The organism is Arthrobacter sp. AG258, from assembly GCF_004364695.1.
In the GTDB taxonomy this organism is placed as follows: Bacteria; Actinomycetota; Actinomycetes; order Actinomycetales; family Micrococcaceae; genus Arthrobacter.
Window position 1 is genome coordinate 552492 of record NZ_SOBI01000001.1, and the last position, 20774, is coordinate 573265.

Annotated in this window: 18 protein-coding genes; 6 read left to right on the forward strand and 12 right to left on the reverse strand. The window is 67.5% G+C overall.

Annotation, left to right across the window (positions count from 1 at the left end):
• Positions 1-23 precede the first annotated feature (23 nt).
• From DFO47_RS02625 to DFO47_RS02635, 3 genes are read right to left on the reverse strand one after another with little or no spacing between them, the layout of a single operon-like run.
• Complete coding sequence (locus tag DFO47_RS02625; RefSeq protein WP_018761751.1) at positions 24-956, reverse strand: carbohydrate ABC transporter permease; 933 nt, start codon at positions 954-956, stop codon at positions 24-26.
• 3 nt (positions 957-959) lie between these two features.
• On the reverse strand, positions 960-1901 hold the full coding sequence (locus tag DFO47_RS02630) for a sugar ABC transporter permease (RefSeq protein WP_208294356.1): 942 nt from the start codon (positions 1899-1901) through the stop codon (positions 960-962).
• Between the two features lie 4 nt (positions 1902-1905).
• Entirely contained in the window at positions 1906-3183 is a 1278-nt protein-coding gene (locus tag DFO47_RS02635; RefSeq protein WP_109045215.1) for an extracellular solute-binding protein, read from the reverse strand.
• 163 nt (positions 3184-3346) lie between these two features.
• Here DFO47_RS02635 and DFO47_RS02640 point away from each other — a divergent pair, with 163 nt between their 5' ends.
• The 4 genes from DFO47_RS02640 to DFO47_RS02655 all read left to right on the forward strand — a co-directional run bounded on the left by DFO47_RS02640 (position 3347) and on the right by DFO47_RS02655 (position 6941).
• On the forward strand, positions 3347-3787 hold the full coding sequence (locus DFO47_RS02640; RefSeq protein ID WP_018761754.1) for a VOC family protein: 441 nt from the start codon (positions 3347-3349) through the stop codon (positions 3785-3787).
• A 22-nt stretch (positions 3788-3809) separates the two neighbouring features.
• Positions 3810-4778, forward strand: a complete 969-nt coding sequence (locus DFO47_RS02645; RefSeq protein ID WP_133830574.1) for a 1,4-dihydroxy-2-naphthoyl-CoA synthase — start codon at positions 3810-3812, stop codon at positions 4776-4778.
• A 12-nt stretch (positions 4779-4790) separates the two neighbouring features.
• Positions 4791-5984, forward strand: a complete 1194-nt coding sequence (locus tag DFO47_RS02650; protein ID WP_133830575.1) for an AMP-binding protein — start codon at positions 4791-4793, stop codon at positions 5982-5984.
• 75 nt (positions 5985-6059) lie between these two features.
• Positions 6060-6941 carry a 1,4-dihydroxy-2-naphthoate polyprenyltransferase gene (locus tag DFO47_RS02655; RefSeq protein ID WP_018761757.1) on the forward strand — a complete coding sequence of 294 codons (882 nt, stop codon included), beginning with the start codon at positions 6060-6062 and terminating at the stop codon, positions 6939-6941.
• Here DFO47_RS02655 and DFO47_RS02660 read toward each other — a convergent pair.
• Complete coding sequence (locus DFO47_RS02660) at positions 6938-7246, reverse strand: DUF4229 domain-containing protein (RefSeq protein WP_018761758.1); 309 nt, start codon at positions 7244-7246, stop codon at positions 6938-6940. The genes DFO47_RS02655 and DFO47_RS02660 overlap by 4 nt on opposite strands.
• Positions 7247-7307: 61 nt before the next feature.
• Between DFO47_RS02660 and DFO47_RS02665 the strand changes: the two genes are divergently transcribed.
• Both DFO47_RS02665 and DFO47_RS02670 read left to right on the forward strand, forming a co-directional pair.
• Positions 7308-7697, forward strand: coding sequence for a PLD nuclease N-terminal domain-containing protein (locus DFO47_RS02665; RefSeq protein WP_018761759.1), 390 nt, complete (start codon positions 7308-7310; stop codon positions 7695-7697).
• Between the two features lie 65 nt (positions 7698-7762).
• Positions 7763-8272: a hypothetical protein gene (locus tag DFO47_RS02670; protein WP_018761760.1), complete on the forward strand. Its 510-nt coding sequence runs from the start codon at positions 7763-7765 to the stop codon at positions 8270-8272.
• Here DFO47_RS02670 and DFO47_RS02675 read toward each other — a convergent pair.
• The 8 genes from DFO47_RS02675 to DFO47_RS02710 form a co-directional block, all read right to left on the reverse strand.
• Entirely contained in the window at positions 8264-9757 is a 1494-nt protein-coding gene (locus DFO47_RS02675; protein ID WP_133830576.1) for a dynamin family protein, read from the reverse strand. The two genes, DFO47_RS02670 and DFO47_RS02675, sit on opposite strands and share 9 nt — an antisense overlap.
• Entirely contained in the window at positions 9754-11604 is a 1851-nt protein-coding gene (locus tag DFO47_RS02680; protein ID WP_133830673.1) for a dynamin family protein, read from the reverse strand. Before DFO47_RS02680 ends, DFO47_RS02675 begins: the two co-directional genes overlap by 4 nt.
• 122 nt (positions 11605-11726) lie before the next feature.
• Entirely contained in the window at positions 11727-12659 is a 933-nt protein-coding gene (locus DFO47_RS02685) for an IniB N-terminal domain-containing protein (RefSeq protein WP_133830577.1), read from the reverse strand.
• A 167-nt stretch (positions 12660-12826) separates the two neighbouring features.
• Positions 12827-14914 (reverse strand): LuxR C-terminal-related transcriptional regulator, encoded by a 2088-nt coding sequence (locus tag DFO47_RS02690; RefSeq protein ID WP_133830578.1) that lies wholly within the window; start codon positions 14912-14914, stop codon positions 12827-12829.
• A 1-nt stretch (position 14915) separates the two neighbouring features.
• Positions 14916-17018 (reverse strand): Hsp70 family protein, encoded by a 2103-nt coding sequence (locus DFO47_RS02695; RefSeq protein ID WP_133830579.1) that lies wholly within the window; start codon positions 17016-17018, stop codon positions 14916-14918.
• A gap of 126 nt (positions 17019-17144) precedes the next feature.
• Positions 17145-18233, reverse strand: coding sequence for a c-type cytochrome biogenesis protein CcsB (gene ccsB / locus DFO47_RS02700; RefSeq protein WP_133830580.1), 1089 nt, complete (start codon positions 18231-18233; stop codon positions 17145-17147).
• Entirely contained in the window at positions 18233-20005 is a 1773-nt protein-coding gene (locus DFO47_RS02705) for a cytochrome c biogenesis protein ResB (RefSeq protein WP_133830581.1), read from the reverse strand. The genes ccsB and DFO47_RS02705 overlap by 1 nt, the downstream gene beginning before the upstream one ends.
• Positions 20005-20760 carry a cytochrome c biogenesis protein CcdA gene (locus tag DFO47_RS02710; protein ID WP_109045204.1) on the reverse strand — a complete coding sequence of 252 codons (756 nt, stop codon included), beginning with the start codon at positions 20758-20760 and terminating at the stop codon, positions 20005-20007. Before DFO47_RS02710 ends, DFO47_RS02705 begins: the two co-directional genes overlap by 1 nt.
• Positions 20761-20774: the final 14 nt, after the last annotated feature.

The following is a 20774-nucleotide window of genomic DNA, read 5'->3' on the forward strand; positions in this document are numbered from 1 at the left end:
CGGCCCGCAGTGGCGGGACCGTCCTAATCCTTCAGCCCGGCGCTGACGTCCGCGTTGAGCACGTATTTCTGGAAGACGAAGAACACCAGGACCAGCGGCAGGAGCGAGATCACCGAGGCCCCCAGGAGCACCGGCCAGTCGATGTTTTCCGCCCCAACGATGCTCCGCAGCGCCACCTGCAGGGTGTACCACTTGGGGTCGTTGAGCACGATCAGGGGCCAGATGTAGTCGTTCCACCGCCACTGGAACGAAAAGATGGCCAGCGTGAACAGGATGGGCTTGGACAACGGGAGCATGATCCGGAAGAAGATGGCCAGCTCGCCCGCGCCGTCGATCCTGGCGGAGTGCAGCAGGTCATCCGGAACCGTGAGGAAGAACTGCCGGAACATGAACACCCCGGTGGCCGTGAGTACCGACGGGACGATGATGCCGGCCAGCGAGTTGTAGAGGCCCAGGTCCCGGATGACCGAGAACGTGGGGTTCAGGATTACCTCGGTGGGCAGCATGGTGGTGGCCAGGATGCATACGAAGAACAGCCTGGTGCCCTTGTTGTTGTACTTGGCCAGCGCATATCCGGTGCAGGCGCTGAAGAAGACCGTTAGAACCGTGGTGGTGATGGAGACCGTGGCGGTGTTCAGGAAGTACTGCGCAAAGTCCACCCGTTCCCATGCGTCCACGAAGCCTTGGAAGGTCCATTCCCGGGGAATCATGGACAGCGGGTAGCTGAAGAGTTCGCTGCCGGGCTTGAACGAGCTGAGCAGGAACCAGAGCAGGGGTAGCGCGTAGATGGCGGCGATCACCCACATCAGCAGGGTCAGCGGGATGGAGGCCTTGGCCCGGATCTCCCGGTTGCCCGGCTGGGTGCGGCCGTCCCTGCGGCGTGGTGCTGGGTCGTTCCGCGTTGGTTGGGCGTGTTCCTCCGCTACCGCGGGAGGCAGGTTGGCAGCTGTTGCCACGGGTCAGCCCTTCTTCCTGTTGAACCGGAGCTGGATGAGGGCGATGCCCAGCAGGACCACCATCAGCACCATGGAGGCGGCGCTGGCGTAGCCCACCTTTGACTGCTCGAAACCGGTTTTGTAGATGTACTGCACGATCAGGGTGTTCTGCGTTCCGGGGCCGCCGCCGGTCAGAGCCTGGATCATGGCGAATTCCTTCATGGCATGGATGGTGGAGAGCAGGATCACCATGAACGACGTCGGCGCGATGCCCGGCAGGGTGACGTGCCGGAAACGTTGCCAGGCGTTGGCCCCATCGAGTTCCGCCGCCTCCAACAGGGATTCCGGAATGTTCTTCAGCGCGGCGATGAACAGCAGCATATTGAAGGCGGTGCCGCCCCACGCCGAGGCGAAGATCACCACGGCGAGGGCCAGGTTGCCGTCGCTGGACCATGGCAGCGGATTCCCGCCCAAGCCGGAAATCAGGAAGTTAATGAAGCCGAAGTCCTGGCCGAACAGCCACTTCCAGATGACGCCCACCACGATGGGCGAAATGAGCCAGGGCAGGAAGATCACGGTCTTTGCCGCTGTGCGTCCGCGGACGGCTTTGCTGACGAGCAACGCGGCCACGCCCAGGGAGCAGACGTAGACCAGCGGGACCGACAGGACCGTGTACACGAAGGTCCGGCCCAGGGCGGCGTAGAACGAGCCGTCAGCGAAGAGCTTCTGGAAGTTGGCCAGGCCGATGAAGTGCAGCTTGCCGATTCCGCGGTAGTCCGTGAAGGAGTACAGCATGCCCAGCGCTCCCGGCCAAACAAAGAACACCAGGAAGAGCACCACGTTGACGCCGATGAGGACCAGCGGCGCGATGACGTAGCGGTTGCGGCGCTTCAGCGCCGACTTGCTGCGGACCGGCCCCGGCTGCGGTGCCGGGGCCGCCGTCGGAGTGATGGTTGGTTGTGCCACGGGATCAGGCCCCGTTGTAGAGCTTCACGATGTTGTCCACCGTGGTCTTGGCGTCCTGGCCGCCGGAGAGCATCTTGACGGTCTCCTCCCGGAGCGGATCGCCGGAGAACGGGGTCTCGGCGTAAGCCTCGATGACCACGCGCTTGATGGCGTTGTCCCCCTTCGCCTGGTTGCCGGCGATTTGCTTTTGGTAAAGCTCGAACGATGCCTGCTGGAACGGATAGTCCACCTTCAGGTCCTTGACCGGCAGGTAGCCGCCGGTCTTGGCGAACTCGGTGTAGTTGGCGTCGTTGTAGAACCAGTCAATGAACTTCCTGGCTTCCTCATCTGCGCCGGTGTCCTTGAAGGCGACCATGAATCCGCCGCCGAGGTTGGTGGCGTTGACGTCCTTCTTGGGCAGCGGAACGGACAGCCATTCGAAGTCCTTGATGTTCTTGTTGAAGTCCGCCACCTGCCAGCTGCCGGAGTAGTAGGCGGCCACCTGGCCGCTCTTGAACATGGCGTTGCCGTCCTCGCCGCTGAGCCAGACGGACTTGGGCATGGTCTGGTCGTCGTTGATCTTCTTGAAGTACTCCAGGGTCTCCACGGCTTTGCTGTCGCCGGTGTACTTGCCGTTTTCCTTGGCGAAGGCGGTGCTGCCGAATTCGTACATCATGGCGCGCAGCCGGTGGCCGGAGCGGTCCATCACCACGCCGTACTTGGCGCCTGCCTTCTCGCGGACCTGGTTCACGGCTGCGATGAACTCATCCCAGGTCCAGGTGGTGTCGATCGACGTCGGGAAGGCGACGCCGGCCTTGGTGAACAAGCTCTTGTTGATGAAGAGCCCCACGGCGGTGAGGTCGGAGGGGATGGCGGGGATAATGCCGTCCGGCGATTGCTGCAGGAAGTTGGGATCGATGTTGTGGGATTTGGCGATGTCCGTGAGGTCCTGGAGCTGGTTGGCCCACAGCGGGTCGAGGCCGGTGACGCGGGCCAGCGCCGGAAGGTCGTTCGCAGTGGCCGCGTTCTTCAGCTTGGTGGTGATGTCCGCGGTGGGGACGTCGACAACCTCGATGGTGATCCCGGTGGCTTCCTTGTACTTCTTGGCGGCGGCGGCGAACGCACCGCCCTGGTTGGTGTCGCCGGACAGGATAAGCTGCAGCGTCTTGGCGCCGCCATCCGAGGAGCTCCCTCCCCCTCCTCCACTGCAGGCGGTGAGGCCGGCAGCCAGGGCCGACAGTCCGAAGGCCGTCAGCCCAAACTGGCGGCGGGTAATGCTGGAGATTCTTGTCGTCTCTGACAATGCTCTGTCCTGTCTCTCGCGATAGCGGGGAAAACCCTTTCCGCTAGAAACTGTGACCTATGTCATGACATATTGTCAAGAATACTTTTGGACGGCGTCAGGATGGGCCGCCCATCCGCGTCAGCCCCTTCCCCAACTCCGCCGCCGCCCTTACCGTGGACGGATGGGACTGAATATCCAAATCGTGATCGACTCGTCAAACCCGCATGAGCTCGCCGACTGGTGGGCCGAAACCTTGCAGTGGGCGGTGGAACCACAGGATGCCGGCTTCATCCGTTCCATGATCGAGCAGGGCTACGCCACCGGGGACCAGACCATAACGCACCGCGGAAACCTCGTGTGGAAGGACGGCGCCGCCATCCGGCCGCCCGAGGAAATAGAAGCCAAAGCCCCCGCGCGTCGCATGCTCTTCCAGACCGCCCCCGAGCAGAAAACCGTGAAAAACCGCGTGCACTGGGACGTGCGGCTGGACGGCCGGGACAAGGACGAGGTGCGGGGCGAACTCGAGGCGCGAGGCGCCACTTTCCTGTGGACGGCCGGGCAAGGGCCGCATTCCTGGCACACCATGGCGGACCCCGAGGGCAACGAGTTCTGCATCAGCTGACGCCGATTACTAGACTTGGACGGTGAGCAACCAGATCCCCGCCCCGGTGTCCGACGTCTTCGATCCCACGCGCTGGCGGGTGGTTTCCGGCTTCGAGGACTTCCAGGACATGACCTACCACCGGCAGGTGGAGCGGGATTCCGACGGCAGCTGGGTGCGTGACCTGCCCACGGTCCGCATCGCATTCAACCGGCCGGAGGTCCGCAACGCGTTCCGTCCAGGCACCGTGGATGAGCTGTACCGCGCCATGGACCACGCCCGCATGACCCCGGACGTTGCCACCGTGCTGCTCACCGGCAACGGCCCCTCCCCCAAGGACGGCGGCCACTCCTTCTGCTCGGGCGGCGACCAGCGGATCCGGGGCCGGGACGGCTATCGGTACGTAGTACAAAACACAGCCGACGGCGAGACCCAGGAGACCATCGACCCCGCCCGTGCCGGACGGCTCCACATCCTCGAAGTCCAGCGGCTCATGCGGACCATGCCCAAGGTGGTCATCGCCGTCGTCAACGGCTGGGCGGCCGGCGGCGGGCACTCGCTGCACGTCGTCTCAGACCTCACCATCGCGTCCCGGCAGCACGGCAAGTTCAAACAGACCGACGCCACGGTAGGCAGTTTCGACGCCGGCTACGGTTCGGCGCTGCTGGCGCGGCAGGTGGGCCAAAAGGCCGCCCGCGAAATCTTCTTCCTCGCCCGCGAATATTCCGCTGAGGACATGGTTCGGATGGGCGCCGTAAACGAGGCTGTAGACCACGCGCGGCTGGAGGAAGTGGCGCTGGAATACGCGGCGGACATCGCCCGGCAGTCGCCCCAGGCCATCCGCATGCTGAAGTTTGCCTTCAACCTGGCCGACGACGGCCTGGCGGGCCAGCAGGTGTTTGCCGGCGAGGCGACCCGGCTGGCCTACATGACCGACGAGGCCGTGGAAGGAAAGGAAGCCTTCCTGCAAAAACGCGACCCCGACTGGTCACGCTTCCCGCACTATTTCTAAGAAGGGACGGCAATGAACAGCGACGAATCACCGGCCGCCGGCACCGGCGGCCCCCTCAACATCGAACCGGCCCTGAAAGCCCTCGCGGCCGCCCTCCACGGCGAGGGCCCCGCCGTCGAACTCTCCGTCGGGGCAGACGGGGCACTGGTGGTGGGGCACGTGGAAACCCCCGGCTGCGACGACGCCGTGGCCGTGGTCCGCACGTCCGGATCCACCGGTACCCCCAAGGCGACGCTGCTGACGGTGGAGTCCCTGGCGGCCTCGTCCATGGCCACGGCGCTGCGGCTCAAGGGAGAGGGGCAGTGGTTGCTGGCCCTCCCCGTGCAGTTCGTTGCCGGAATCCAGGTGCTGGTGCGGTCCCTGTTCGCCGGGACCCGCCCCTGGGTCATGGACATGTCCGGCGGCTTCACGCCGGAGGCCTTCACCGCCGCAGCGCTGGAACTGACAGACAAAATCCGCTTCACCTCCCTGGTTCCCACCCAGCTCCAGCGGCTCCTGGATGACCCGTCGCCGGAAACCCTCGCGGTGCTCCGCCGGTTCAACGCCATCCTGTTGGGCGGGGCCCCGGCGCCGCAGTCCCTGCTGGCAGCTGCCCGGGACGCCGGCGTGCGGGTGATCACCACCTACGGTTCCGCCGAAACCTCCGGCGGCTGCATCTACGACGGCTACCCCTTGGAAGGCGTCTCTGTCCGGGTGGCCGCGGACGGCCGGATCCTCCTGGGCGGGGACACGGTGGCGGCCGGCTACATCGAGGCACCGGATGAAGAAACCGGGACGTTCTTCGAGGAGGACGGCGTGCGCTGGTACCGCACCAGCGACCTCGGCTCCATCGACGACGACGGCCGCCTCACTGTGCTGGGCCGGGCCGACGACGTCATCATCACAGGCGGCATCAAGGTTTCCGCCGCGCACGTGCAGGAGCAGTTGGAACAGTCCGACGCCGTCTCCTCGGCGTTCGTTGCCGGCGTTCCCTCCGCGGAATGGGGCCAGGCCGTGGCCGCCTACGTGGCCCTTGCCGGGGACGGCGCTTCCGGGCACGAAGCCGCGGACTCCGCCGTCGTGCTCCAACAACAGTGGCAACAGCAACTGGGGGTCCTGGCACCCAAGACCGTCCTCACCGCACCGGAGCTGCGGATGCTGCCAAACGGCAAACCCGACCGGCTCGCCATGACCGCGGAACTCAGTGCCCTGCACGAGGGAAAGTAGAGTGGACCTGCACCACCGCGGCGGGTGCGCCCGCTCCATCCTGCCGTCATATCGAAACAACACGAGGTACTAACCGTGGCCACAGCCGCCCAATGGATCCAAGGCGCCCGACTCCGGACACTTCCGGCAGCGATCGCGCCGGTGCTGATCGGCACCGCCGCCGCCTACGAAATGGACTCGTTCCTGCTGCCCAACGCCATCCTCGCGGCCCTGGTGGCACTCCTGCTGCAAGTTGGCGTGAACTTCGCCAACGACTACTCGGACGGCATCCGCGGTACCGACGACGACCGCGTCGGGCCGTTGCGGCTGGTGGGCTCGGGCGCCGCCAAGCCTGAGCATGTGAAGTGGGCCGCGTTCGGCACGTTTGCCCTGGCCATGGTGTTCGGCCTGGCCCTGGTGGTCCTGACCCAGGCGTGGTGGCTGATCCTGGTGGGGCTGGGCTGCGTCATGGCCGCCTGGGGCTACACGGGCGGCAAGAACCCCTACGGCTACATGGGCCTCGGCGACCTGTTCGTCTTCGTGTTCTTTGGCCTGGTGGCCACCTTGGGTACCACCTACACCCAGGCCGGGCACATCAGCCTGCCGGCAGTCATCGGCGCGATCGGGACCGGGCTGATCGCCACCGCACTGCTGATGGCCAACAACGTCAGGGACATCCCCACGGACATGCAGGCCGGCAAGAAGACCCTCGCCGTGCGGCTCGGAGACAAGCATGCGCGCGAAAGCTACGTCCTGATGCTGGCCGTCGCCATCCTGCTGGTGGTGATCCTGGCCCCTGGCCGGCCATGGATCCTGATTGTGCTGCTGCTCATTCCGGCCTGCCTGATGCCGGCCTGGCTGATGATCAACGGGCGCAAGCGCAAGAGCCTGATCCCGGTCCTTAAGCAGACCGGGCTGATCAACCTCGGCTACAGCATTTTGTTCTCACTGGGGCTGATCCTCAGCCACGGGTTCTAGGCGTTCTTTTTGCCCTTGGCATTGTTGATGGTGATGTCGGGGTTGGCATCGAGGAGGGCGTCCTCGGCGTTCGCGTCCTGGATTTCCCCGGCCGAGCGAAGCGGCTTGGCCTTTCCGGAAAAGCGGTGCTGCAGGGCTGCGGTGGCAGCGTCCCGCTGCTTCTGGAAGAACAGGTAGCTGATGGCGAAGGCAATGACCGCGGCGCAGACCACGGACATCAACACCCCGACCTGCAGGAACGCGAACAGGACGAAAAGGGGCACGAAGATCGCGAGCCGGATCAGGGAATATTTCAAAAAGGCCACTATTCAAGTTTAGCCGCCTCCGCCCGCGGCCCCTGCGCGTCCTGACGATAGACTTGATGGCATGCTCTTCCGTGTGGCTTTGGCCGTCGCAGTCCTCGTCATCTTTGTGTATGGCCTGGTGGACGTGATCCGTACCGAGGGCCGCCTGACCCGGGGCATTTCCAAACCGGCGTGGATTATCGTCCAGATCATCCTGCCCGTCCTGGGCGCCATCCTGTGGTTGCTGATCGGCAGGCCGCGCGGCACAGCGCAGCCCCGGCCGAGCTACCCCCACCCCACCGCTCCTGACGACGATCCCGACTTCCTCCGCAACTTGGAGGCCCGGCGCCGTAACCAGGCCGAGGCTGAGCGGCTCAAGAAGCTCAAGGATGAACTGGATGCCAAGGCCAAGGACGACGACCGGAAACCCAGGCACGACACCGACGAACACGATACCGACGGACTGAAATAGGGGCCATGACGTCCCCGCCCGGAGGAGACGAGCAGCGTCTGTCCCATCCTCCACCTCGGCCGGGGATGTCCTGGTCCGCACCGCCGCCCATCCCGGCCACCCCTTCCCTGCCCGGCACGGTCAGGACTGCACGCACCCTCTGGGTCCTCAGCTTCCTCGCCGGGCTTACCGTGCTGGCCGGCTCGTTCGTGGCCCGCGATTCGAACCTGCACCGCCTCCGCGCCGTGGTGGCGGACACAGCGGCCCGCAACGGCATGGCGTCCGCAGGCACCGCGGCGGAGATCGTCTTTTGGGGAAGCATGGGCGCCCTGCTGCTGGCCACGCTCCTGGAGGCGGTGGCCTTGGCTGCTGTGCTGGCCCGCAGGGCCTGGGCACGTTGGGTCCTTCTTACGCTGCTGGCCAGCCACTTGCCCGTGCTGCTGCTGGCGTCCGTTTTCCTGGTCCCCACCGGCGCGGCCGGCAGCTATGTGGTGATGCTGTGGGTGGCCGGAATGGCCCTGGCGTTCGGCGGACTGGTGCTGCTGTTCCTGCCGCCGGCCGGCGCCTGGCTGCGGCGAGGACGCTCCCTAGGCTGACCGCGGCTGGCGTTGCCGGCCGGAGCTCCCGGCCACCACGCCCTCGCAGCTGCGGATCACCACCCGGCATGCCTCCGCGGCCGGCCTTCCGGTCAGGGGGCTCTCGGCCACCCCGCGCCAGCGTGCCAGGTACCGACGGGCCTCGGCCGCCAGCACCTCGGGGCTGGACCCGGCGTCCAGGCCCAGCCGCACCCAGGAGGCCGCGCCGTTGCCGCCGACCAGCCGTTCAGCTTCCGCACTCAGTTCCGAAGGCAGGTCCACGCCCGTGGTCCGCAACACCGCGAGCAACTGGAGCTCCCGGAACTCGTGGGCGTTTGCCTGGAGCCGTTCCAGGGCGGCCGCCAGGCGCTCCGTCCCGTCGCGGGGGCGGCTGGCCAGGAGGTTCTCCACTGCCGCCAGCGCGGTCCTGGCCTTCAGCGCCTCGGACCGCGCCTGGAACTGGCGGTCCAGCACATCCAGCAGCGGATCCAGTCCGCTGCGCCGGGCAAGCTCGTGGGCGAGGGGTGTGGCTTCGGTAAACCCGTTCCGGATAAGGACCGAAGCCAGCCGGATGCCAAAGAGCCCGTAGCGCTCCAGGAGGCCCGTCCGTGCCTCCTCCGTCAGTCCCGCGGGCTCGGTGGACCGGCGGAACCTGTCGGCGGAAAGCAGCATCCTTTCACGGACGGTCCGGTCGAGGCCTGCCAGCATGCGCAGGGCCTCAAAGTCCGCCTGGCGGAGGGTGCGGGCACTTTGGGCCAGGAGTCCGGCCACGGGGACCACCGCCAGCGCCAGTTTCCGCAGGTTGGGGTCTTGGCTGTACCTCTCCGCGATGCTGCCGGCGGAAATCAGGGAGTCAATCCGGCCGGCCCCGACTTCATCTGCACGGGACAGCACCGCAATGGCATTGACCGTGCCGGAGCGCCCGGCCCGGGTGTCATGGAAGGATTCGAGGAACCGGAGGTCTGACGCGTGCAGGTGGCGCATCAGGTAGATGACGGCGTCAGCTTCCGACGCCGAATCCTCCGGAGTGAGGAACGCCAGGCTCCGTGCGGACACGTCCCGGGACAGGGATGCGATCCCCGGGGTGTCGATCAGGGTCATGCCCTGCAGTGCCGGTGCCGGCCACTCGACCTCGAGCCTTTCCACTTCCTCCGCTTGCATCCCGTCCAGGACGAAGACCAGGCGACCGTCCACGCGTTTCAGCGGCAGGTTCCGCCGCTCCCCATTGACGGGGTGCAGCGTAATGCGCGGCGTGGGTCCGTGCCGGTACCACGTGACGATTTTGGTGCATTCGCCGGTGTCTGTGGGAGCGATTTCTTCACCGATGATGGCGTTCAGGAGGGTGGACTTTCCTGCCTTGACCATGCCCGCCACGGCGATCCTGAGCGGCTCGGCGAGCCGCCGGGCATAGCCCTGCAGCATCCCGGCGGCTTCCCGGTCGTCGCGGTAGGCCTCCAGGGTGTCCCGGATGAGCTTCGCCGCCCCGGCCATGGTGGCCGCTGTCATCCCACCCCCGCGACGGTGCGGACGCCGGAGGCGCTTACCTCGGCGGCTATGGCTTCGGCGGCCCGATGCAATGCCTCCACCTTCTTGAGCTCGGTCCTGATGTCCCGGATGCGGCCTTCCTTCTCCTGGGCATAGGAGTTGGCGGCCTTTTGGGCTGCCGCCACGGAGTCAGACAGGGAGCGGTGGTATTCGTCGGCGATTTCAGTGAAGTGGTCCCGCGTGGTCCGCTGGACCAGGCGAAGCCTGTCCTTGAGTTGCTTTCCCACCTGGAACGTCACGTCGTCGAGTTGGCGCCTGACCAGGGTTTTGGCTTCGCCCTGGCGGCGTTTCAACCGCGCTTCCTTGTCTTCCCGGTAGGCCTTGCGTCCCAGCAGCAGGCCGGCTCCTACGGAGAGCGGATTGATCAGGGCCATCCCGAATATCCCGGTGAGGAGGCCGAACATCAGCACGCCACCGTAGGACCCGCGCATGCCGATCAGGACCTTCTGGACCGGGTTCACCCGGCCGGGATCCAACCCGGGCATCTGGTCCACCGGGTCGAGGGCGTCCCCCGCGTCGGAGACGTGCAGGACGGGCAAGGACACCTCGTCCGCGGCAAAGTGCTCTGCCACCTGGGCCGCGAGCCATTGGGACCGTTCGCTGGTCCAGACGAACGTGTCGGAAACGGCTGCGGCAACGCATTCTTCGAGCCACTGGGAGAACTCGGTCCAGACCGGCCCGGGATCGCCTTGGTCGATCGCGGCCTCGGCTTCGCGTTGGATCCGGCGCAGGCGGTCCCTAAGGTCGTACTCCATGTCGGCAATGAGGTCGTTTATGCCGTCACTGAGGGTCAGCTGCCAGCGCGCGGAGCGTTTCCGCAGTTCGTCGGCTTCGGCTTTGGCCTGTTCCAGCGCCTCGAGCATGTGCGGGGTCCCGTCCGGATTCTCCAGGGCCTCCAGCTCGGATTGGAGGGACAACCGGAGGTTCGCCGTGACCGAGAGCAGGTCCTGGCTGACGGAGCGCCGCTGGAGGCGCTGGGCCTTCGCAACGACCTCATTGCGCAGGTGCGCTACCAGGCCGGGATAGCCGGATTCGGCGTTGAGCTCATTGTCCTGGAGCCGCGAGGCCTCCAGCCGTAGGTCTGCGGACACGGGGAACAGCGGAATGTCCGGTGCCACGTGGTCAAGGTGGGCCCTGTCCAACGCCTCCACGCGCCGCCAGTCCGGGTAGAGGTCTGTCTTGGAGAGCACCGCTGCCACGCTGGGAGTGATCCGCATGGCCTTTCGCAGGAAGCGGAGTTCGGGTTCGGTGTATTCCTGGGACGCATCCGAGACCAGCAGCACGGCGTCGGCCGTAGGCAGTGCGGTAAGCGTCGTCAGCGTGTGGGTCGACCCCATGCCGCCCACACCCGGGGAGTCGATGATGGTGAGGCCGCCGGTCAGGACCCGCCTGGGCAGGTAAACCTCTGCGGCGGTCAGCTTCCTGCTGTTGCCCGGGTTGCCTTGCTCGGAGACGAGCGCAGGCAGCTCCGCCAGGTCCACTGGACGGCGTTCGAGGCCTTCTTCCCCGCCGTCGGGAGTGCCGGCCGCGGGAACCAGGATGGCGGCAGACGCCGGATCCCCGTACCGGACAGCTGTGGGAACAGACGTGGCAATGTCATCGTCCACCGGACACACGGGGGCGTTCACCAGGGCATTGATGAGCTTGCTCTTGCCCTGTTTGAACTCCCCCACCACAATCACCCTGATGCTTGGATCCTGCAACCGGCCCACAGCCTGCTCCAGCCTCTTCCGCAGGTCCGGGCGGTCCCCGCTCCCCACCAGCTGCAAGCCCTGCTCAACCAGCTTCATCAGCTGGCCCGCCGTCATGGGGTCAACGGGCCTTGCGGGTCCTGCTTCTGCCACGGCGCGTCCTTCGTTCCAGTACCCAATGTCCCGGGCGGGAGGTGGACGCCTCCTGCCCGCCGGTTTACCTTTCCGGCACCAGCGTGTTACAGCCCGGCTGAGTCGTCAACCACCGGAACGTCGATGATGTGGTGGGCCTCCAGGTCCGCATCAGGGTGGGCCGGGTTATCCTCGGCGAAATCGAGCTGGCTGTCCCCGACCAGGCTGGTGGCCGCGTTGTCCTGGAAGGGGTCGTCCGGGTGTGCATCCAGCGCCATGGCCCCATGTCCGGCGGGATCGCTGTACGGACCGCCGGCTGGGGAGAACAGGCCGGCCTCCAGGGCGTGGCCGGAATGCCCGGGTTCCTCGGCGGATGAATCATCCGGGTCGAGGCCGGGACCGGCGGCCAGGGAGCCGGACAGCCCGCCGTGATCGTCCCAGGGGCCGTTCGCCGCGTCGGCGTCCCCGGGACCTGCGTCCCCAATACCTGGAGCCCCAATGGCGGCGTCGCCGAACACGGCTGGGACATGGGCTGAGGCCGCAGCCGCGTGGTCACCCGGTGCCACCGCAAGCTCGTTGTCGAACCACTGTTCCGCGTCCCCGTGGGCCCAGACGTTCTGTGGCGCGGATTGGCCTGCGATGGTGGCCCGCTCATCGACGATGGTGGCGCCGGCGGTGTGGGAGAAGTGGTCCACCACGTGGTGGAGCTGCTGGACTGCGTAGGCGTGGTCGTCAGGGTCGTGGGCAGTACCGCCGTAGCCCGCGCCATGGTCGCCGGGCCCTGCCGCCGGGCCCGCGGGACCGGTCCACGGGCCGTTACCGCCGGTGCTGTAGCTCCGCTCGAACGAGGAAGCGTTGACCGTGATGGGGGCGTAGTCGAGGACAACAGGCATGGCGGCGTCGACATCGGCCGAACATACGTTGCCCAATCCGTGGTCCGCCAAAGCCCGTTCCGGGTTGTCCAGAAACGCCTGGACTGCTTCCCGGTCGCCGAAGAGTTTCATGAGGAACTGCACGAGGTCGTTCGCGAGTGTTGGCATCTGCCTGCTCCTCACATCTTCTTCGAGTTTCGGAATCGACGGGTGCAGGACCCGGCCTGGTTCAAACCTAGGTTCGCAGCCGTGCACGGGGCATCGGGCTCATTCCCCCTAACGGCGGGCCTGGATGCGGGGTTCGGGCACCCCCGCCGCTAGGGGCATTAGGGGTTTCATTTCTGCCGCGGATGCAGGTGCTGGGGTTTGGCCGGCGCGGAATTGTCGGTGCCGAGGGCAAGGCGCAGGCGGGCCAGCAGGTCGGAGCGGTTCTCGGCCCCAAGCCGGCGCCTGATGCGGGCGATGTGGTGCTCCGCCGTCCGGGGCGAAATGTAGATGGACTCCCCGATCTCCCGGTACGTTTTGCCTTCCAGCACCAGCCTGGCCACTTCCTTCTCCCGCTCGCTCAGTCCCGAGGCGTCAGGCTGGCCCTTTCCGCCGGTCTCGGCGTTGGTTCCTGCCGATACCTCCGGCGTCCCGGCCGGGCCGCCCTGCGGGTGGAGGTCCCGGGCGCAGGCAAGCAGGCGCATCATGTCCCTGCGGTCCTCAGCCCGCGCGGCAGCGTGCCCGGCGAGGCGTGCCCCCTCCCATGGCATCCCCACCCCGCCCAGCAGCCTGGCAGCACCCTCCACTTCGGCGGGCCGGAACCTCCCGGCCAGCACCGAAACCCAGGCTTTGCCCGCGGCGGCCAGGATGGCGGCGAGGTGGCTGTGGGTCGAGGCCCTGGCCAGCGCCGTCGCGTGTGGGGCGAGGTCGGCGGGGCTCTCGTTCAGCAGCGCAGCCTGTACCGCGGCCCAATGCAGCGGAACGGTCCACAAGGGAGGTTCCCCCAGGCGGCCGAGCAGCTTCCACGCCTCGTCCACGTAATGCGCCACGCGGCGCGTCTCCCGCAGCCGGGACGCGGCAATGAGGAGTTCGCCCCAGGGCAGCAGGCTGTAGAGGTCCACGGATGTATGCAGCATGGCCTCGCGGGCGCGTTCCCAGGCCCGGAGGAGTTCCGGAACCTCGCCATTCCTGCGGGCCAGCCCCACGTCGAGCGCCGCACTGAGGAATTCGTCACGCGGGACCAGCGGCCAGTGGTTGATCTTGGCGGCCTCCGTGGCTGCCAGCCGCGCCTCGTCGGGTTTGTCCTGCATCATGGCCGCCCAGGCCTGGATGAGTAGGAGCCTTGGCTGGGCGGCGCTTCCTCCTTGGCCCGCCGCCACGGCTGCCCGGCATACTGTCTCGGCCAGGTGCGGCTCCCCGCTGTGCAGGGCCAGCAGTGCGGCCAGTGCACCGGGTGTTTCCGGCAACGGAAGCGCCGTGCCGGCCGAGTTCAGCAGGTCCGAGGCATGGATCAGTACGGCGATTCCCTGTTGCGGTTTCTCCCCCAGGGAGGCGAGGATTCCCTCGCCGGTCTGGAGCAGTGCGGACGCGAGGAGTGTCGGGGAGGCCTGCGGGGCTCCCGGCGGGAAGAAGGCTTCCGCGCCCTTGAGGTCTCCGGTCCCCAGGATGGCGACGGCGGCCAGGGGCGCCGATGCCCCCACGCGCTCGGGGCCCAGCCAGTTGTAGGCGTCGCCGGCGCGGGCCAGCATTCCCCGCTGGGCCCACACGGAGGCGGCCACATCGACGCCGCGGCGGACGTCCGGGGGGTCTGGGCTGACCAGGAGGGTGTCGATGATCCGCGCCGCGGCGTCGAGTTCCCCGTCACCGGCTGCGGCCTGTGCGCGCCGGGCTGCAGTTGCCAGGGGATCGGCTCCGGCGAGGAGGGCCTCCTCGTAGATCTGCGAGGCGAGCCTGGGGTCATGCTGCAGCGCGGCGTCTGCGGCCTGCTCCAGTTCCATGGCTACGCGCGGATCTGCGAGGCCTCCCCGTGCCAGTTCCCGGGCAATGGTTCCGAGCGGTTGCCCTGCGGACGCGAAGACGGTTACGAGTTCCCGCTGGAGGGCATGGATCTTGGCGGTCGGGGTAACGGCCAACAGGGCGTGCCGGGCCGGGCCCACCACCGAGCCGTCCGGCATCAGCAGCCCCGCTGACTCGGCGCGGTCCACCAGGGCGTCAAGGTTGTCCGCTCCCCTGCCAACTTTGTGCTGAAGCTCTGCCGGCAGCGGACCGGGCAATGCGAAACCCACGGAAAGCGCCAGCAGCAGTTCGCGTACTGCACCGTTGGCCCCCCTCAACTTGGTGGCCACTAATTCCGCGGCATGGGGCGGGTGCCCCGGGTGCTGCTGCAGCGCAGCGTGCAGGGATCCGGGCCGTTCCACACGCTGCAGGTTCCCGTCCATATCAGGCCGCCGGGGACGTCGTCGGGGCCGTCGCCACGGCCGCATCAGTGGGCGTGGGCGTAGGGTTTGTTTCCTCGGGCGTCGGGGATGGGGCGGTGGCCGGCACAGGCGTCAGGTCTACCGATGTCGGGGACACGATGGGATCCGTGGCCGGGTCAGAAGCCCCGGTCGTGGTGGGCACCGCCGTCGAGAGCGGTGTGGGCGTGGGTGCTGCCGAGGTGGCCGGGTCGGTGGGGCTCGTGGAACCGGAAACAGGCGTAGGTTCGGTGGTGGTACTCGGCGGCGCGGTCTCCGTCGGTGTCGCGGTGTCCGACGGAGAGGCAGTTCCCGTCCCGGGGCCCGTGCTGCCGGGCGGGGCGGTATCCGGTGGCGGCGCGGGAGCCACGGTCACGGATTCAGGCACCACTCCTGTGCCGGCGGTCCCCGTCCCTGCCGGGGCACCCCCGGCCGTGGCACCATCGGCGGCGCCGGCGCCCGTAGTCGCCGCACCGCCCAGCTCCTGTTGTTTGCTGGTGGGAGAGGCGGAAACGTCCAGGCCCGCCTGCGGCGCGAGCGGCTTTTTCGCAACGGCCTCGATTCCGGCCAGCGGCTGCGGGTTCACCGCGACAGCGGCTCCCCCGGTGCCCGGGGCTTCCGTCCCTGCCGGACCGGTGGCCGCTCCCGGACCGGAAGCTCCGGTGTCGGCCCCTGCCTGCGGGACGAATATCGACGTCAGGTTCCCCAACCCGGCAGGGCTTTGGGCGGTCGTGGCAGTGAGGACCGTCAGGATGGCGGCGGCGGCGGCGACCGCCGTGACGCGGACCGTCGGTTTCGGGGCGTGCGCACCCCTTCGGCCGCCCCGCACTCCGGGAAGCCGGCCCGTCCCCACCAAGGCCCCCGCCGTCGTCGCGTGCTGGCGTGACCAGCTGGGCCTGACCGGGGCACCGGACACGCTTGGTGCTGCGGGAACAGGGACGACGGCGGCCGGGCCCCCGGCTGCCGCGGCAACAGGCCCGGACGCGGCGGCCAGGGCCGGGGCGGCCGCTGCGTGTGCCAGGACGGCCGCCACGGCGGCCCCGAGGCAGATGGAAGATTTCGGATCGGCGTCCACCGCAATGGGCCGTCCCAGTTGTTCGGACACCAGCTGCGCCACCAGGGGAATCCGTGACGAGCCACCGATCAGGAGGACCGCGGAGAGGTCCGCGGCTTCAAGGTGGAGCCTGGCCAGTGATTGTTCCAGCGCGTCCACCGTGTCCCGCACGGGGTCCTCGATCAGCGCCTCGAACTCGGCCCGCACCAGCCGCACCTGTTGCTGGACGCCGGGGAGCAGCACCGGAATGGTGGCTTCGCTGTCCGCAGAGAGGGCCTCTTTGGCCTCGACGCATTCACGCCGGAGCCGGCTCAGGGCGCCCATCACGGCGGGATCGGCGGGGTCGAGGTCCGCCAGGACAGTGCCGGTATGCTGCGCGACGTAGCGGAACACGGCGGCGTCAAAGTCCGCCCCGCCCAGGTCCTCGATGCCATCGGGGCGGCCCAGGAGCTCGAAGCGGCCGCCGGACTTCCTCAGCACGGCGGTGTCGAAGGTCCCGCCGCCGAGGTCGTACACCGCGATGGTGCTTCCGTCCTCCACCCGCACTTGGGAGGCGTAGTGCAGGGCCGCAGCCTCGGGTTCGGGAAGGAGCGTGACGTTGTCCAGGCCGTGGGCGGCCAGCGCGTCGCGGATGGCGGACAGCCGGTGGATTCCCCAGGCTGCCGGGTGGGTCAGGAAGATGGCCGCTGGGAGCGCGCCTTCGCGTTCGGCCGCACGGCTGGCCACCCACCGGGCCACGGTGGCGAACACATCTTCAGGCCGTACCGCCAGGGTGCCCAGGGCGAACGGGACGTCGTCACCGACGCGCCGTTTGAACTCGCGGATGACGCGGCCGGGTGAGTCAAGGCCGCGACGCTCCGCGGCTTCCCCCACCAGGACCGGGCCCTCTTCCGGGTAGTACACAACGGAGGGCACGGACGTTCCTCGGAGGCCTAACGGCAGGCACTCCGGAAGGGGCGAAGCACCTTCGTCGAAACGGACAACGGCGGCCGCTGTGTAACTGGTTCCGACGTCGACGGCGAGAGCATAGCTCATGGGTACCTCGGAAAACTGGTGATCCGCCTGCAAACTTCATCACAGGGAACCTGACCAAAGTAGCATTTCCGAAGGACCGGGGAACAGCCCTGTTGCTACATCGAATGGTTATTCGATGCCGGCGGCTTAGAGCCCGGAGTAGGAATGGAGCCCGTTGAACAACGTGTTCACGATGGTGAAGTTGAAGATCACGCAGCAGTAGCCCACGATCGACAGCCAGGCGGCGCGGGTTCCGGTCCAGCCGCGGGTGGCCCGGGCGTGCAGGTAGCCGGCGTAGACAACCCAGATCACGAACGTCCATACCTCTTTGGTGTCCCAGCCCCAGAACCGGCCCCAGGCCTTCTCCGCCCAAATCGCACCGAACATGAGCGTGAAGGTCCAGCCGATGAAGGCAATGGCGTTGATGCGATAGGACAGGTTTTCGAGGCTGAGCGCCGAGGGCACCAGGCGCATGAAGCCGAGCTTGTCGGCGCCGCCTGCGGCGACGGCCTTCTGCCGGTGGGACTGGACCAGCTGCAGGGCGGACATGGCGAACGTCAGTGTGAACAAGGCGGACGACAGCACCGCAATGGAAACGTGGATGACCAGCCAGTAGCTCTGCAGCGCGGGCACGAGGTGGCCGACGGGGGTCCAGAAGGCCACGGATGCAGCAACCATCATGATGATGACCAGGCCCACTATGAAGGTGCCCAGGAAGCGGAGGTCGCGGCGGATCAGGGAGAGGAGGAACACAGCCGCCACCAGGAACGCGCCGGTGGTCAGGAATTCGTACATGTTGCCCCATGGCACCCGGCCGGCACCAAGGGCCCTGGTCACCACGCCGGCGCCGTGGATGAGGACGGCGAGGGTGGTCAGGGCCACGGCGACCCGCGCCGGGACCCGGCGCTCCGCGGCGTACTTCATGTCGCCGTCGGCCGTGGCGACGCCGCCGGAACCTGCCCCGTTGGCCTTGGCAGTTGACGACGACGGCCGCTCGGCCCGGCCGGCGGGCCCGTCCAGGCGGGCCTCGGCGGAGCCGGCGCCAACGCCGGCTGCTACGGGAACCTTGGCCGGGGCACCCGCCTGGGCCGCCTTGAGGTCCACTGCGCGCAGCGCCTTGCTGCTTTTGGCCAGGTCCCATGCGAAGGCGATGAAAGCCACCGTGTAGGTACCCGCCGCCAGCAGCATGAAGAGTTCGCTGTACTGGCCCATGGTTTCGTTGATTCCAAATGGCATTACTGGTCCTTTTCGGGCCCGGTGGGGCCTGCTGGGGTGCTGACGGAGCCTGCGACATTATCGCCTGCCGGGCTGGGAGTTTGCTGGGACCCGGCGGTGCCTTCGGCATCAGCGTGGTCGGATGCCGTTTCGTCGGCGGCGTTGTCCTCGGGCAGTTGCCATTCCGTGGCGAAGAGTTTCCGGAGGGCGGCCGCCTCGCCGGCGAGGCGGTGGTCCTCACCGCGGGCCAGGAGCCCGTACTCCACCATGGTCCGGCCGTCCGCCGCGGTGCCGGTGCGCACCCAGACGCGCCGGCGGTTGACGTAGAGCGAGACGATCAGGCCCGCCACCGCGAGGAGCGCGAAGACCAGGGCGTAGACCTGGCCCGGGTTGTGGTGGATGTCCACACCGATGTAGCGCTTCACCCCGTCAAAACTGATGGTGCCCTTGCCATCCGGCAGGGTGTAGGTGGAGCCCGGAGCCAGGGTGATGCCGCCTGCGGCCAGGTTCCTCGCGTTGAGCGGCGTCAGGTTCCTGACGTCGAGTTCGAAGACGTTCTGCGGCGCACCGCTGTTCAGGCCCAGGTCGCCGTAGTAGGAGTTCAGGGTCAGCTGCGGGTTGAACAGCTCGGGGTCGGCGCTGAACGAAACGTTCTTGTCCGTGACGAACGCGGTGGGGAGGAAGAAGCCCACGAAGCCCAGCTGGTCCGGCTTCGCGTCGGGGACCTTGATCACCACGGAGGAGTAGTAGTTGTCCCCCTGCAGCTTGGCCACCACCGGGCCCTGCATGGCGATGTTCCCGGCTCCGTCGCGGACCGTGACCACGGGTGCGTAGCCGTTGCCGGTGAGGTAGATGCTGGTGCCGCCCAGGCTCACGGGATCGTTGACCTTCAGGATTTCCTGTTTGGCGGGGGCGTCCGGGGTTTCCTTGGTGGTGACGGCGGCCGAGAAGTCGATGGGCTGGCCGAACTTGCCCTTCGATTCCCGGTCAAAGGTGATGTTGAACTTGTCCAGCTGCAGCGAGTAGGGCTGGAGCTGGCTGGACTGGAAGTTGGTGCCCGGGTTGAACTGGTCGTAGCCCACCAGGGTGTTCACGAACGTGTCGCCTTCCACCAGGATGCGCTGGCCGCTGTACCCGAACAGGCCGCCGGCGGCGACGGACACCAGCACGCCGATCAGCGAGGTGTGGAAGACCAGGTTGCCCACTTCCTTCAGGAAGCCACGCTCGGCACCCAGGGACGGCAGGGCGCCGTCTGCATCCCTGACCTCCACGCGGTAGCCGCGCTTGCGGAGCAGCCCGGCGGCGCTGTGGATGGCGTCCGACGCCGGGATTCCGGCGTCGGCGGGAACCACCAGGGTGCCGTATTCGGGGAGCCGGGACAAACGCTGCGGGGTACGCGGCGGCTGGGAACGCATGGCCTTGTAGTGGGCAATGGCTCGCGGCACCACGCAACCGATCAGCGAGATGAAGAGCAGCAGGTAGATCGCGGAGAACCAGGCCGAGGAGTAGACGTCGTAGAGCTGCAGGGAGTCCAGCAGCTTGCCGTAGTCCGGGTGGTCCTTGATGTACTGGGTCACCACGGAGGGGTTGGCAGGCCGCTGCGGGAACAGGGAGCCGGGGACGGCGGCGACGGCGAGGAGCAGCAGCAGGAACAGTGCTGTCCGCATGCTGGTCAGCTGGGTCCAGGCCCACCGCAGCATGCCAACCGGGCCCAGCACCGGGAGGGTGGCTTCTGCCTTGGCTTCCGCGACAGGGGTGGCTTGCTTCTTCTTTACGTTCACACGCTCGCTCATCAGATCGGCAACTTCACGTCGGTTTGGAACCAGTACTGCAGCCCGGTCACCCAGGCCCCCCAGACGCCGGTGGCCATCAGCAGGCCCAGCACCACCAGGATGCCGCCGCCGGTCCGCTGGATGGCAAGGCGGTGTTTGCGGAAGAACGCCATGACGCCCATCCCGCGGCGCACCGCCAGCGCGATCAGCAGGAACGGGATGCCCAGTCCCAGGCTGTAGACGAACGCCAGGAATGCGCCCTTGGCTGCGGACGATCCGCCGGATAGGCTCAGCAGCTGCACGGCGGAGTAGGTAGGCCCGATGCACGGCGCCCAGCCCAACCCGAAGGTCAGGCCCAGCAACGGTGCTCCCCAGAGCCCGGCAGGGGGTTTGGCGTGGATTTTCGCGTCCCGCTGGAGCCAGCTGAAGCCGCCCATGAACACGATGCCCATGACGATCACCAGGATCCCCAGGAGCTGGGTGATCCAGGCATTGCGGCTGCCGCTGATCAGGGTGCCCAGCTGCCCGAAGGCGCCGCCCAGCAGGACAAAGATCACCGAAAAGCCCAGGACGAACAAGCCGATGCCGGCCAGCATCCTGCCGCGCTTTTGCTTCTGCAGGTCAACGCCGCTCAATCCCGTGACGTAGCCGAGGTAGCCCGGAACGAGGGGCAACACGCAGGGCGAGAGGAAGGACACCAGCCCGGCAAGCAGCGCAACCGGGATGGCCAGGAGGAGCGAGCCGCTGAGGATTGCTTCGGCGAAGGGGCTGTTCACGGTTCCCGGGCCGC

Coding starts and splice junctions, on each gene's coding strand:
- DFO47_RS02640 (WP_018761754.1), top strand. CDS start 3,347: ATGGGACTGAATATCCAAATCGTGATCGACTCGTCAAACCCGCATGAG.
- DFO47_RS02650 (WP_133830575.1), top strand. CDS start 4,791: ATGAACAGCGACGAATCACCGGCCGCCGGCACCGGCGGCCCCCTCAAC.
- DFO47_RS02665 (WP_018761759.1), top strand. CDS start 7,308: ATGCTCTTCCGTGTGGCTTTGGCCGTCGCAGTCCTCGTCATCTTTGTG.
- DFO47_RS02670 (WP_018761760.1), top strand. CDS start 7,763: ATGTCCTGGTCCGCACCGCCGCCCATCCCGGCCACCCCTTCCCTGCCC.
- DFO47_RS02675 (WP_133830576.1), bottom strand. CDS start 9,757: ATGACAGCGGCCACCATGGCCGGGGCGGCGAAGCTCATCCGGGACACC.
- DFO47_RS02680 (WP_133830673.1), bottom strand. CDS start 11,604: ATGACGGCGGGCCAGCTGATGAAGCTGGTTGAGCAGGGCTTGCAGCTG.
- DFO47_RS02685 (WP_133830577.1), bottom strand. CDS start 12,659: ATGCCAACACTCGCGAACGACCTCGTGCAGTTCCTCATGAAACTCTTC.
- DFO47_RS02690 (WP_133830578.1), bottom strand. CDS start 14,914: ATGGACGGGAACCTGCAGCGTGTGGAACGGCCCGGATCCCTGCACGCT.
- DFO47_RS02695 (WP_133830579.1), bottom strand. CDS start 17,018: ATGAGCTATGCTCTCGCCGTCGACGTCGGAACCAGTTACACAGCGGCC.
- ccsB (WP_133830580.1), bottom strand. CDS start 18,233: ATGCCATTTGGAATCAACGAAACCATGGGCCAGTACAGCGAACTCTTC.
- DFO47_RS02705 (WP_133830581.1), bottom strand. CDS start 20,005: ATGAGCGAGCGTGTGAACGTAAAGAAGAAGCAAGCCACCCCTGTCGCG.